The 13,039-nt window shown below is 76.1% G+C and carries 11 protein-coding genes; 3 read left to right on the plus strand and 8 right to left on the minus strand.

Translation table 11 applies throughout. The features are described from left to right. The first annotated feature begins 32 nt into the window (after positions 1 to 32). Positions 33 to 2,027 (plus strand): ABC transporter ATP-binding protein, encoded by a 1,995-nt coding sequence (locus tag FMM08_RS04350; protein WP_147925117.1) that lies wholly within the window; start codon positions 33 to 35, stop codon positions 2,025 to 2,027. Then, the gene (locus FMM08_RS04355) at positions 2,024 to 3,823 is read left to right on the plus strand and encodes an ABC transporter ATP-binding protein (RefSeq protein ID WP_147925118.1); all 1,800 of its coding nucleotides are present in this window, start codon (positions 2,024 to 2,026) and stop codon (positions 3,821 to 3,823) included. Before FMM08_RS04350 ends, FMM08_RS04355 begins: the two co-directional genes overlap by 4 nt. Positions 3,824 to 3,968: 145 nt before the next feature. Here FMM08_RS04355 and FMM08_RS04360 read toward each other — a convergent pair whose 3' ends face one another. The 8 genes from FMM08_RS04360 to FMM08_RS22840 all read right to left on the minus strand — a co-directional run bounded on the left by FMM08_RS04360 (position 3,969) and on the right by FMM08_RS22840 (position 12,532). Then, positions 3,969 to 4,979, minus strand: coding sequence for an aldo/keto reductase family protein (locus tag FMM08_RS04360; protein WP_147925119.1), 1,011 nt, complete (start codon positions 4,977 to 4,979; stop codon positions 3,969 to 3,971). Between the two features lie 48 nt (positions 4,980 to 5,027). Further along, the gene (locus FMM08_RS04365; RefSeq protein WP_147925120.1) at positions 5,028 to 5,672 is read right to left on the minus strand and encodes a hypothetical protein; all 645 of its coding nucleotides are present in this window, start codon (positions 5,670 to 5,672) and stop codon (positions 5,028 to 5,030) included. Continuing rightward, positions 5,669 to 6,850: a cysteine desulfurase family protein gene (locus FMM08_RS04370; protein WP_147925121.1), complete on the minus strand. Its 1,182-nt coding sequence runs from the start codon at positions 6,848 to 6,850 to the stop codon at positions 5,669 to 5,671. Before FMM08_RS04370 ends, FMM08_RS04365 begins: the two co-directional genes overlap by 4 nt. A gap of 23 nt (positions 6,851 to 6,873) precedes the next feature. After that, the gene (nadC, locus tag FMM08_RS04375; RefSeq protein WP_147925122.1) at positions 6,874 to 7,824 is read right to left on the minus strand and encodes a carboxylating nicotinate-nucleotide diphosphorylase; all 951 of its coding nucleotides are present in this window, start codon (positions 7,822 to 7,824) and stop codon (positions 6,874 to 6,876) included. Further along, entirely contained in the window at positions 7,821 to 9,509 is a 1,689-nt protein-coding gene (gene nadB / locus FMM08_RS04380) for an L-aspartate oxidase (RefSeq protein WP_222710395.1), read from the minus strand. Before nadB ends, nadC begins: the two co-directional genes overlap by 4 nt. Continuing rightward, positions 9,506 to 10,864 carry a quinolinate synthase NadA gene (gene nadA / locus FMM08_RS04385; protein WP_147925123.1) on the minus strand — a complete coding sequence of 453 codons (1,359 nt, stop codon included), beginning with the start codon at positions 10,862 to 10,864 and terminating at the stop codon, positions 9,506 to 9,508. Before nadA ends, nadB begins: the two co-directional genes overlap by 4 nt. 28 nt (positions 10,865 to 10,892) lie before the next feature. Then, on the minus strand, positions 10,893 to 11,615 hold the full coding sequence (locus tag FMM08_RS04390; RefSeq protein WP_147925124.1) for an NUDIX hydrolase: 723 nt from the start codon (positions 11,613 to 11,615) through the stop codon (positions 10,893 to 10,895). 104 nt (positions 11,616 to 11,719) lie between these two features. Then, positions 11,720 to 12,532: an NUDIX domain-containing protein gene (locus FMM08_RS22840; RefSeq protein WP_222710396.1), complete on the minus strand. Its 813-nt coding sequence runs from the start codon at positions 12,530 to 12,532 to the stop codon at positions 11,720 to 11,722. 83 nt (positions 12,533 to 12,615) lie between these two features. Between FMM08_RS22840 and hisI the strand changes: the two genes are divergently transcribed. Next, positions 12,616 to 13,011 (plus strand): phosphoribosyl-AMP cyclohydrolase, encoded by a 396-nt coding sequence (gene hisI / locus FMM08_RS04400; protein ID WP_147925125.1) that lies wholly within the window; start codon positions 12,616 to 12,618, stop codon positions 13,009 to 13,011. Positions 13,012 to 13,039 lie beyond the last annotated feature (28 nt).

Here is a 13,039-nt window from a genome sequence, read left to right on the forward strand (position 1 = left end):
GCTCGTGTTTCGATACATCGAGTGAGTCGCCTGTGAGTCCCCCCGCCACACCCAGGGGCACGTTCCTGCCCGGTCTTGTGGTCCTCGCGCGCGGCGCCCGGGAGGAGCGCCGCCTCTTCGCCTGGGCGGTCCTCGGCAGCGTCGTCTACGGCGTCGGCACCGCCGGCAGCGGCTGGATGGTGGGGCGCGTCACCGAGCGCGTCGTCGTCCCCGCTCTCACCCCCGGGTCCGCGGAGCGCGTGACCACCGGTGACGTCTGGCTCGCCGGAGCGGCCCTGCTCGCCATCACCGTCGTGACGGTCGGCGGTGTGCTGGTCCGCCGCATCCTCGCCGGCGCCACCATGTACGCCCTGCAGGCCCGCTACCGCCGCGCGCTGGTCCGCCGCTACCTCGACCTCCCGCTGAGCTGGCACCACGCGCACCCCGCGGGCCGGCTGCTGGCCACCGCCGCCTCCGACGTCGAGGCGACGTGGCAGGCCATGGCCATCCTGCCGTTCGCGCTGGGCGTCGTCGTCCTCATCGCGGTGGCCGGGGCGGCGATGGTCGCCGCGGACCCGGTGCTCGGCGGCATCGGGCTGGTGGTGGTCCCGGCGCTCGTGGTGGCCAACGCCGCGTACTCGCGGGCGATGTCGCCCAAGGTGCGCCGCGTGCAGCGCCTGCGCGGAGAGGTCTCCGCGGTCGCCCACGAGAGCTTCGAGGGGGCCCTCGTGGTCAAGACCCTGGGGCTGGCCGGCGGCGAGGTCGCCCGCTTCGCCGAGGAGTCCGGGCGCCTGCGCGACGCCAACGTCGCCGCCGGACGCACCCGCGGCGCGTTCGACCCCGTCATCGAGGCGCTGCCGCAGCTCGGCACCCTGCTCGTCCTGGCCGTCGGCGCGGCCCGCGCGGCGGGCGGCGCGGCCGACGTCGGCGACATCGTCCAGGTCGCCTACATGCTCAGCCTGCTCGCCTTCCCGGTGCGCGCCATCGGCTGGACCCTGGCCGAGCTGCCGCGCACCGTCGCCGGCGACGCGCGCCTCCAGGCGGTCCTGCGAGAGAGCGCCGCCACCCCGTGGGGCGCGCGACGCGCCGCTCGGGTGGCCGACCCGGCCGCCCCCTCGACCAGGGGCCTGGAGCACCACCACCCGGTGCCCGTCCCCGACCCCGACGACGAGGACGACGACGCCGGCGACGCCGGCTCGGCGGCCCGGCCGGCGAGGGCTCCGCGCCCGCCCCGCCCGGTGCTCAGCGGCGTGGACCTCGACGTCACCCCCGGCACCACCACCGCGCTCGTCGGCGGCACCGGCTCCGGCAAGTCGACGCTGGCAGGACTCCTGGTCCGCCTGGTCGACCCGACGTCAGGGCAGGTGCTCCTCGACGGCGTCGACGTGCGCGAGCTCGCCGAGGGCGAGCTGGCGGGGGTCGCGGCGCTGGTGCCGCAGTCGACGTTCGTCTTCGACGACACCGTGCGCGGCAACGTCGCGCTCGGCCTGGAGGAGGGCCTCGACGCCGGCGCAGGCCCGAGCGCCGACGCGGGGGCGCCCACCTCCCGCCGGGTCAGCGACGAGGACGTCTGGGCAGCGCTGCGCCTGGCCCAGGCCGACGGCTTCGTCGCCGCGCTGCCCGAGGGGCTCGACACGCGGGTGGGGGAGCGCGGTGCGTCGCTGTCCGGAGGTCAGCGCCAGCGGCTGGCGCTCGCCCGGGCCCTCGTGCGCCGCCCGCGGCTGCTCGTCCTCGACGACGCGACCTCCGCGCTCGACCCGGCCGTCGAGCGGGCCGTCCTCGACGGGCTCGGCGCCTCCGGGCTCGGCACCACCGTGGTGGTGGTCGCCTCCCGCCCGGCGACCATCGCCCTCGCCGACGAGGTCGTCCACCTCGAGCGCGGCCGGGTGGTCGACCGGGGCACCGCGGCCGAGCTGCTCGAGCGCGACGAGGGCTACCGGGACCTCGTCTCCGCCTACGCCCGCGCCGCACGCGAGCGGGCGGCCGCCAGAAGCTCGGTCACCAGCTCGGCCAGCAGCACGGGCACCGGAGGAGGGAGCACCTCGTGAGCACCGCCACCGCTCGAGTCCAGGCCGCCGCCACGACCGCGTCGAAGCCCCAGGGCGTCATCGCCCGTGCCCGCGAGCTGGCGCCCGAGGTCGCCCAGGGGCTGGGTCTGACGCTGGTCTTCGCCAGCGTCACCACCCTGGGCCGCATCGTCGTGCCCGTCGCGGTGCAGCAGACCATCGACTCCGGCGTCCGGGCGCCCGGAGGCGTCGACGCCGGGCGCGTCGCGCTCATCACCGCGGCTGCCGCCGTCGTCGTCCTGCTGACGATGGGCACGTCGTGGCTGGTGAACTACCGGCTCTTCCGGGCCACCGAGGCCGGGCTGGCCAGCCTGCGCACCCGGGCGTTCGCGCACGTGCACCGGCTGGCCGTGCTCACGCAGAGCGGTGAGCGGCGAGGGTCGCTCGTCAGCCGGGTGACCAGCGACGTCGACACCATCTCGACGTTCCTGCAGACCGGCATGGTGGTGCTGGTGCTCGCCGTCGGGCAGCTGCTCCTCGCGACGGTGCTGATGTTCGTCTACTCCTGGCAGCTGGCGCTGCTCGTGCTGGCGTGCTTCGTGCCGGTGCTCGTGTTCCGCTCGCGGCTGCAGCGGCCCGTCACCCGCGCCTACCAGCAGGTGCGGCTGCGCATGGGCGAGCTGCTCGGGGCGGTCTCGGAGACCGTGGTGGGCGCGGACGTCATCCGCGCGCACGCCGCCTCCGCCCGCAGCTGGCGCTCCGTCGACGCCGCCGTCGAGGCGCACCGCAGGCAGGCCGTCAGGGCGCAGGTGGCCACCGCCTCGACCTTCTCCGTCGGCGTCTTCGTCTCCGGGCTGGTGCTCGCGCTCGTCGTGGTGGCCGGGACGCTGCTCGGGGTCGACGGCGACATCACGCTCGGCCGCCTCCTGGCCTTCCTCTTCATCATCGGGCTGTTCGTCATGCCCGTGCAGGCGGCCACCGAGGTGCTCAACGAGCTGCAGAACGCCCTCGCCGGGTGGCGGCGCGTGGTCGAGCTCATCGACACCCCCGTCGTGGTGCCCGACCCGTCGCCCTCCGACGCGGTGGAGCTGCCGGCTGGACCCGTCGAGGTGCGGCTGGAGGGCGTCGGCTACACCTACCCCGGCACCTCCCGCCGGGTGCTGTCCGACGTCGACCTCGTGCTGCCGGCCGGCTCGCGCATCGCCGTGGTGGGGGAGACGGGGTCGGGCAAGACAACGCTGGCCCGGCTGGTCACGCGCCTGGTCGACCCCGACGCCGGTCGCGTGCTGCTCTCCGGCGTCGACGCCCGCCGGGTGCCCGAGGCCTCGCTGCACCGCCGCGTGGTCGCCGTCCCGCAGGAGGGCTTCCTCTTCGACACCACCGTGGGGGAGAACATCCGCCTCGGCCGGCCCGGCGCCACCGACGCCGACGTGCGGGAGGCGCTGGCCGAGCTGGGGCTCCAGCGATGGCTGGAGCAGCTGCCGGACGGGCTCGACACCCCGGTCGGGCAGCGCGGCGAGAGGCTCAGCGCGGGGGAGCGGCAGCTGGTGGCGCTGGCGCGGGCGCACCTGGCCGACCCCGACCTGCTCGTCCTGGACGAGGCGACCTCCTCCGTCGACCCCGCCACCGAAGTGCGGCTGCAGCGCGCGCTGGAGCACGTGCTCAGCGGGCGCACGTCGGTGGCCATCGCGCACCGCCTCTCGACCGCGGAGGCGGCCGACGTCGTGGTGGTGGTCGATGCGGGACGCCTGGTCGAGGTGGGACCGGCCTCGGACCTGGCCCGTGCCGGAGGGCCGTACTCGCGGCTGCACGCCGCCTGGACCGCCCAGCACGTCTGACGTCCGGCCCTCTCCGCACGTTCCTCGGCGAGCACGCTTCACGCTCTTGTCGCACTTGCCGCGGAGAGTGCGACAAGAAGGACCCTCCGTCTCGCACTTGCCGCGGAAAGTGCGAGACGGAGGGGCGCTCAGGCGTCGCTGGCGGTCAGGCGGGTCGCAGGTAGGGCGCGCTCGCCGCGGTCAGCGCCGGGTCGGAGGCCACCACGCCACCGAGCAGGTCGTCGATCTTCGTCATGACCTCGGCGGGCAGGCGCACGCCGGAGGCCTTGACGTTGTCGGTGACCTGCTCGGGGCGAGAGGCGCCGATGATCGCCGCTGCCACGTTGTCGTTCTGCAGCACCCACGCCACGGCCAGAGCGGCCATCGACAGGCCGAGGTCAGCCGCGACGGGCTTGAGCTCCTGGACGGCGGCGAGCACGTCGTCGCGCATCCAGCGCGAGATCATCTGCTGCCCGCCCTTGGTGTCGGTGGCGCGGCTGCCCTCCGGCGGCTGCTGCCCGGGCAGGTACTTGCCCGTCAGCACGCCCTGCGCGACGGGGGAGAAGACGATCTGCGACAGGCCCAGCTCGCGCGAGGTCGGCACGACCTGCCCTTCGATGACCCGGTACAGCGCCGAGTACTGCGGCTGGTTGGACACCAGGCGGAAGCCCGCCTGCGTGGCCAGCGCCTGGCCGGCGCGGATCTGGTCCGCGGTCCACTCCGAGACGCCGATGTAGAGCGCCTTGCCCGCGGCCACCACGTCCGCGAAGGCGGAGATGGTCTCCTCCAGCGGCGTCTCGTGGTCGTAGCGGTGCGCCTGGTAGAGGTCGACGTAGTCCATGCCCAGCCGCTCGAGGCTGTTGTCGATGCCCTCGAGGACGTGCTTGCGCGACAGGCCGACGTCGTTCTTCCCCTTGGGGCCGACGGGCCAGTACACCTTGGTGAAGACCTCGAGGGACTCGCGCCGCTCGCCCTTGAGCGCCTCGCCGAGCACGACCTCGGCGGCGCCGTTGGCGTACACGTCCGCGGTGTCGAAGGTCGAGATGCCCGCGTCGAGCGCGGCGCGCACGCACCGCGTGGCGACGTCGTTCTCGACCTGCGAGCCGTGGGTCAGCCAGTTGCCGTAGGTGATCTCCGAGATCTTGAGACCGCTGCGTCCGAGCTTCCTGAACTCCATGCCCCCATCCAACCCCGTGAGGTGTGACGGCGCTCACCCGGTCTGATGTCAGGCAGGTCCGCGTGATGCGGAGAAGACCCGGCAGCTGCCGTCCGTCCCGAGGCCGACAGACCCCTCCACCACCTGCTGGGCCGTCGCACCGGGGTCGACGCCGCTCTGGTCTGCCGACACCAGGAAGCCGCGCGAGGCCCCCGAGCCGTCGAGCACCTCCACCGTCACGTCGTACCGCACGCGGGTGTCGGTGGAGTTGGTGATGGACAGGTAGGCGGCGTAGCCGCTCGGCACCGGCGCGCAGCGGTCCACCCTGACGTCCTGCTCCGCCGGCCGGTCCGGGCCGGCGCTCGCTGCGGCCTGCTGGCGCTGCTGGAAGGCGCGTGCCTCGGACCCCACCACCACGGGGACCGCCACCACCACCCCCACCACGGCGAGCAGCCCCAGCGCCAGCGCGGTGACGCCGGTGCCGCGACCACCGGCACCCCGGCTCGCCGCTCGCAGCACCACCACGCCGAAGACGATGGCGACCAGTCCCGCGAGCAGGCCCAGCAGCCGCAGCGGCAGGGTCACGCCGACGACGAGGTAGCCGACGCCGGGGGCGAGCACTGCGACGACCAGCACGAGCGCGATGACCAGGGCCAGCACGCCCAGGGCGACCGCGGGCACGACGGGACCGCGGGGAGGAGGACCGGAGCTCACAACCGCGATCGTGTCAGGGCCGTGGGCAGGGCGTCGAGGAGCGCGTCGACGTCGGCGTCGGTGGAGCTCCAGCCGAGCGTGGCACGGACCGAGGTGCGCGCGGCGTCGTCGGACAGCCCCATCGCGAGGAGCACGTGGGAGGCGTCGTCGCTGTCCGCGGAGCACGCCGACCCCGACGAGCACGCCACGCCCGCCAGGTCGAGCTCCGCCAGCACCACCTCGCCGGACAGGCCCGGCAGCACGAACGACGCGTGCCCGGGCAGCCGCTCCGGGCCCGGTGCGGCGCCGGTCAGCCGCACGGTGACGCCCGCCTGCGACCCCACCTCCAGCACCCCGGCCACCAGCCGGTCGCGCAGCCCCGCCAGCCGCGCCACCTCGTGCTCGCGCCGCGCGGCGGCGGCGGACAGCGCCGTCGCCAGGCCCACGGCGGAGGCCACGTCCACCGTGCCCGAGCGCCGTCCCCGCTCCTGGCCGCCGCCGAGGGCCACCGGCTCCAGCGGTGTGCCGGACCGCACCGCCAGCAGGCCCGACCCGCGCAGCCCGCCCAGCTTGTGCGCCGAGACGCTCACCGCCGCCACCCCGCCGGCCGGGGCACCCAGGGACCAGAGGTCGCGCAGGTCCAGCACCCCGGCGCTCTGGACGGCGTCGACGTGCAGCGCCACCCCGCGCTCCGCGCACAGCTGCGAGACCCCGGCCAGCGGCTGCACCGTGCCGACCTCGTTGTTCGCGTGCATGACCGACACCAGCGCGGTGCGCTCGGTGACCAGCTCGGACAGGGCGGGCAGGTCGACGCGGCCCTCGCCGTCGACCCCGACGACGTCGACGCGCCACCCGCGCCGCTCCAGCTCGCGCGCCGGCTCGAGCACGGCGGAGTGCTCGACGGCGGTGGTCACGAGGTGCCGCTCGCGCCCGCGCGCCGCCACCACCGCGGGGGCGATCCCGAGCACGGCGAGCCCGTCGGACTCCGTCCCGCCGGACGTGAGGACCACCTCTCCCGGCCGGCACCCGAGGGCCGAGGCCGCGGTCGCCCGCGCGCGCTCCAGCCCCTCCTTCGCCTGCTGGCCCGGGGTGTGCACGGACGCCGGGTTGGCGGTCACCTGCACGAGGTACGGCCAGACGGCCTCGAGCACCTCCCGCGTGGGTGGGGAGGTGGCGGCGTGGTCGAGGTAGTGCGTCACCTGCGTCGTCCTGGCCGTCCGCGTCAGCCCGTGCGGGTGCGGACCGGGGCCACCTCGGCGTCGGCGCCGACGTCGAGCCCGACGTCGAGCGCGGCCGACGCCTGCGTGAGACCGCCCACCGACACGAGGTCGACCCCGGTCGCCGCGATGGCGCCGATGGTCTCGCGCCGCACGCCGCCGCTGGCCTCGACGAGCACCCGCCCGCCGTGGGCCCGCTCGTGCTCGCGCACCGCGGCCACGCCCGTGCGCAGGTCGTCCAGGGAGAAGTTGTCGAGCAGCACCCCGTCCACGCCGGCGGCGAGCACCGCGGGCAGCTGGTCCAGCCTGTCGACCTCCACCTCGACGAAGGTGGTGTGCGGCACCCGCGCGCGCACGGCGGCGAGCGCCGTGGTGACGTCACCGCCGACCAGTGCGAGGTGGTTGTCCTTGACCAGCACCGCGTCGGACAGCGACCACCGGTGGTTCGACCCGCCGCCGCACCGGACGGCGTGGCGCTCCAGCGCCCGCAGGCCCGGGGTGGTCTTGCGGGTGTCGGCGACGCGGGCGGCCGCGCCGGCGGCCGCGACCAGCTCCACGTGCTCGGCCGTGGCCGTCGCGATCCCCGACAGGTGCTGCACGAGGTTCAGCGCGATGCGCTCGGCGCGCAGCACGGCCAGCGCGCTGCCCTCCGCGCGGGCGAGCACCTGCTCCGGGGCGATGCGGTCGCCGTCGGAGGCGAGGAGCTCGACGACGACGGCCCCAGGCCCGTCGTGCGGGGCGTCCACCAGGCGCGACGCCTGGGACAGGGCCTCGGCGAACGCCCCCAGGCCGGCGAGCACGCCCTCCTGGCGGGCGCGCAGCACGGCGGTCGTGGTCACCAGGCCGCCGGGACGGTCCGCGAGCAGCGACTCGCTGGTCAGGTCGCCCCAGGGAGCGTCCTCGGCGAGGGCGCGGGTGACGACGTCGGCCAGCGCGCCTGCGACCGACCCCGTCACGCGGCACCTCCGGTGGTGGCGCGCAGCAGCACGTGCCGCGCGGGGTCGCGCCGCCCGGGGTGGTCGGAGCGGGCGTGCGCGCCGCGGCTCTCCTCGCGGGCCAGCGCACCGGCGGCGAGCAGGGCGGCGACGTCGGTGAGCGCGCGGTCCTCGAGCGCCGCGACCGAGGCGACACCGCGCCGACCGGGAGGCGCGGCCGAGCCGGGAAGGTCTCCGGGTGCCTCCGGGGTCGTCAGGTCCTCCCCGTCGGTGCGCTCGCCGGGTGCCGCAGCGCCGGCGAGGGTCTTGGTCAGCAGCTCCAGGCCAGCGCGGTCGCGCAGCAGCCCGGCGTGCTCCCAGACGTGCTCCTGCAGCTCCTCGCGCGGCAGGGTCCCCGCCGGCAGGTCGACGTCGAGGAGCACCTCGTCGGCGTCGACCGCAGCGGCGGCCGGCGCGTCCGCAGCCCCGGTCGCCCCGGCGACGATCGAGGCTGCCGCGCGCGCCCCGAAGACCGCGCCCTCCAGCAGCGAGTTCGAGGCCAGGCGGTTGGCGCCGTGCACGCCGGTCGAGGCGACCTCGCCGACCGCCCACAGGCCCGGCAGCGTGGAGCGCCCGTCGAGGTCGGTGAGCACACCGCCCATGGCGTAGTGCGCGGCGGGCGTCACCGGCACGGGCTCGCGGGTCCAGTCCAGCCCGGCGGCGCGCGTCAGGGCGTCGATGCCGGGGAACCGCGTCCGCAGCCCGTCGACGCCCCTCGCGTCGAGCAGGACGGGCGTGCCGCCCTGGGCGGCCATGGCGGCGGCGCAGGCGCGGGCGACCACGTCGCGGGGGGCCAGCTCGTCGCAGAACCGCCGCCCGGTGGCGTCGAGCAGCACCGCGCCCTCGCCGCGCACGGCCTCGGAGACGAGGAAGGTCCGGCCGTCGCGGCCCGCGCCGGCGGTGGGGTGGAACTGGACCATCTCGACGTCGCGGGCCACCGCCCCGGCGCGGACGGCGGCGGCGAGGCCGTCTCCGGTGGCGACGGCTGGCGTGGTGGTGTGCGCGTACACCTGCGCGTGCCCGCCGGTGGCGAGGACGACGGCGCGAGTGCCGACCAGCACGTCCTCGCCGCCGGGGCCGCGCAACCGGGCGCCGGTCACGGCCGTGCCCGGGCCCGCCGCGGTGGTCAGCGCCACCAGCGCCGTCCGCTCCAGCAGCGCGGCGCGCGAGGCGCGCACCGCGGCGCCGAGCGCGGCCGCGACGTGGGCGCCCGTGGTGTCCCCGCCCGCGTGGACGATCCGGGGTCGCGAGTGCGCGGCCTCCAGGCCCCGGGCGCGGGTGCCGTCGGCGCGGCGGTCGAGCACCAGCCCGTACCGCTCCAGGGCGGTGACGGCGTCCGCGCCGGCGCCGCACAGCACGGTGACGGCGTCGGGAGCGCACAGGCCGTCGCCCGCGGCGAGCGTGTCGGCCACGTGGAGGGAGACCGCATCAGCGCCGACCGGCTGGTCGTCGGCGAGCACCGCGGCGATGCCGCCCTGCGCCCAGCTCGTCGCGCCGTCGCCGAGCGACGCCTTGGTCGCCACGGCCACGCGAGCGCCGGGCGCCAGGCGCAGCACCTCGAGCGCCGTCGTCAGCCCGGCGATGCCCGACCCGACGACGAGCACGTCGACGTCGAGCCGCTGCTCGTCCAGCGCCGTGGGCTCGGGCGTCACCGTCGGGCTGGTCACGGGACCACCGCCAGCATGCGCTCCAGCGCGGTGCGCGCGTGGGCGGCGGACTCGTCGTCGACCACGACGCGGTTCACGACCGGGCCCAGCTCGGCCTCGGGAATCCCGGCGGACCTCCCTCGCTCTCGCTCAGCGAGCGACTCCAGCACCCACGCGAGGTAGCCGGGGTGGATCCGGTACATCGTCGAGCAGGGGCAGATCACCGGGTCCAGGCAGGTGATGGTCTTGTCGGGGTGGGCGTCGGCGAGGCGCCGCACGAGGTTGATCTCGGTGCCGATGGCCAGCGAGGACCCGGCCGGGGCCGCCTCCACCGCCTTGATGATGAACTCGGTGGAGCCGGCCTGGTCCGCGGCGTCGACCACGGCCTGCGGGCACTCGGGGTGCACGACCACCTGCACGGACGGGTCGGCGGCGCGGGCGGCGTCGATCTGCGCGGTGGTGAAGCGCTGGTGCACCGAGCACCAGCCGCGCCACAGCAGCACGCGGGAGTCCACGAGGGCCTGGACGCTGTTGCCGCCCATCGGCTTGCGGGGGTCCCACAGGGGCATGAGGTCGGCCGGCACGCCCATGGCCTTCGCGGTGTTGCGGCCCAGGTGCTGGTCGGGCACGAAGAGCACCCGGCGGCCGCGGGCGAACGCCCAGGTGAGCACCGCGGTCGCGTTGGAGGAGGTGCAGACGATGCCGCCGTGCTCCCCGCAGAACGCCTTGATCGCCGCGGAGGAGTTCATGTAGGTGACGGGCACGACCTCGACCAGGCCGTCCTCGCCGGGCACGTCGAGGGGGCGGCCGATCGCGGCCTCGAGCTGGTCCCAGCAGTCCTGCACGGAGTCGAGGTCGGCCATGTCGGCCATGGAGCAGCCCGCGGCCAGGTTGGGCAGCACCACGGCCTGGTCGAGCCGGGTGAGCAGGTCGGCGGTCTCGGCCATGAAGTGCACGCCGCAGAAGACGACGTACTTCGCCTCCGGCCGCTCCAGGCTGCGCCGCGCCAGGAGGAAGGAGTCTCCGGTGACGTCGGCGTGCTCGATGACCTCGTCGCGCTGGTAGTGGTGCCCCAGGACCACGACGGAGCTGCCGAGCTCGGCCTTGGCGGCGCGGACGCGGGCGTGGACCTCGTCGGCCTGCATGCGCCGGTAGCGCTCGGGGATCTGCTGCTGCACCGGCGTGTGCGCGGGTGCGGTGTCGACCACCGAGGCGCCCGGGCCGTACTCCGGGGCGGGCGCGGGCAGGCCGGGCATCGCGTCCAGGGCGAACGGCTCGCCGGCGAGCCGGGCGTCGCAGGAGCTCACGGATGCGCTGCTGGCGCCGGGAGCGCCGGCGGGCGCGGAGCGGCCGAGGGTGACGGCGACGGAGACCATGTCTTCTGTTCCTCCGGACTGGGTGGGTTCAGCCGAGCTCGGGACGTGACTGCCAGGGCGGGTAGCCGCCGGTCGCCCCTCCGGGGGGCAGCACGGCGCGGTAGAGGCGGGCGGGGCGGTGGGCGGCGCCGGCGCGGACCTCGTCGGTGGCCTCCACGGCTCCGGAGGCGGCCACGCTGCGGCGGAAGTTGGCGGGGTCGAGGCTCTTGCCGAGCACCGCTTCGTGCACCCCGCGCAGCTCGGCGAGGGTGAACGTCTCACCGAGGAAGTGCTGGGCGATGGCGGCGTAGCCGACCTTGGTCCGCAGCCGCCACAGCGCGTAGTCGACGATCTCGGCGTGGTCGAAGGCGAGCTCGCCGACGGTCTCCGGCAGCCGGTCGGCGGGGGCCCAGCGCACGTTCTGGCCCACCTCCACCGCGGCGGCCTCGGGGGCGCGGACCAGGGCGGTGTAGACCACCGACACCACGCGTCCCGTGGGGGAGCGGTGCGGGGCACCGAACGTGTAGAGCTGCTCGATGTAGCTGGGGCGCAGCCCCGTGGTCTCGGCCAGGGTGCGGCGGGCCGCGGAGCTGAGCCGCTCGTCCGGGGTGACCCACCCGCCGGGCAGCGCCCACCGCCCGTCGAAGGGCTCACAGGTGCGCCGGACGAGGGGGAGGTGCAGCTGGGGCGTCTCGTCACCGCAGCCGGCGCTGGTGCCCGGCAGCAGCGCCAGGATCACCGTGGAGACGGCGAGGTCGAGCGACGCGCTCACGCGCTCCTCCTCGCTGACGGCTTCAGGTCAGCGAGACACTAACACCACTTCGAGTCAGTCCCACCCGAACACGCCACCCCGGTCTCCGCGGTGGCGCGCCGACCTCACGGACGCACGGCACCGACCGGCACGAGCAGCTCGGCCCGGATGGCGCCGCCGGTCAGCTCGCGCACCCGGTCCAGGAACGCCGCCGTGGCCGGCCGGGCCTCGTGGGCGGCGTGCCCGCCCTCGGCGTACTCCTCGAAGAAGACCCGGGCCAGCGGCTCGCCCTCCACCGCGTGCACCACGTAGGTGAGCGTCCCCGGCTCGTCGGCGGCGAACCCCGGCAGCACGTCCGCCACCAGCTCGTCGAACGCCGCGAGGGCCGCTGCGTCCGGCAGGTCGAAGCGCACGGCGATCGCGCGCGCGGGAGACGCTGCGGCGTCGCGCGCCAGGGCGTCCCGCAGGACGCTCCCGTGGTCGAAGGCCAGCCGCTCGCCGCCGCGCCCGCCGTCGTCGCCCTCGGCAGCTGCGTCGCCCAGCACCTCGGCCACGGGCACCCAGGACGCCTCGGCGGCGTCGTCCCCGCCGGCCACCTCCTCCGGTGCGCTGCCCTCGGGCAGGCGCACCCACCACGCGCTGCTGACCACGCGCCCGCGCGGGTCGCGCCCGGGCGCCCCGTACACGCCCAGCTCCCGCAGCGCGACGCCGGCGAGGTCCAGCCCCGTCTCCTCCGCCAGCTCCCGCAGGGCGGCGACCTGCGGATCCTCGTGCGCGTCCACGAACCCGCCGGGCAGCGCCCACCGCCCCGCGAAGGGCTCCGACCCGCGCCGCACCAGCAGCACCCTGTCCACCCCGCCCCAGCGGTGCAGCGCCACGACGTCCGCCGTCAGCGCGGCGTTCGGACGGGCCGTCGGCATCTCCTGCTGCTCGCTCACCCGGCCACCCTGGCACCGCCGCGCGCACCCGGCCCGCTGGTCCGCGCTCCGGTGCGGACCGGGCTGCCACGCCGGCTGGGATGATGACCCGCGTGAGCAGCGCCACCACCGGTGAGACCACCGGCTCCCCGCTCGACCCCGCCGTCGCCTCCCAGCTGAAGCGCGACGCCGCCGGCCTCGTGGCCGCCGTCGTCCAGGCCCACGACACCCGCGAGGTGCTCATGGTCGGCTGGATGGACGACGAGGCGCTCCACCGCACCCTCACGACCGGCCGCAGCTGGTTCTGGAGCCGCAGCCGCTCCGAGTACTGGCGCAAGGGCGACACCTCCGGAGCCGTCCAGCGCGTGCGCAGCGTGAGCCTCGACTGCGACGGAGACGCCGTGCTCGTCACCGTCGACCAGAGCGGCGGCGCGTGCCACACCGGGGACCGCACCTGCTTCGACGCCCGCCCCCTGCTCACCGAGGAGCCGACCTCGTGACCACCGCTGAGAGCCCGACGACGACGAG

The organism is Quadrisphaera setariae (assembly GCF_008041935.1).
Taxonomy (GTDB): Bacteria; Actinomycetota; Actinomycetes; order Actinomycetales; family Quadrisphaeraceae; genus Quadrisphaera; species Quadrisphaera setariae.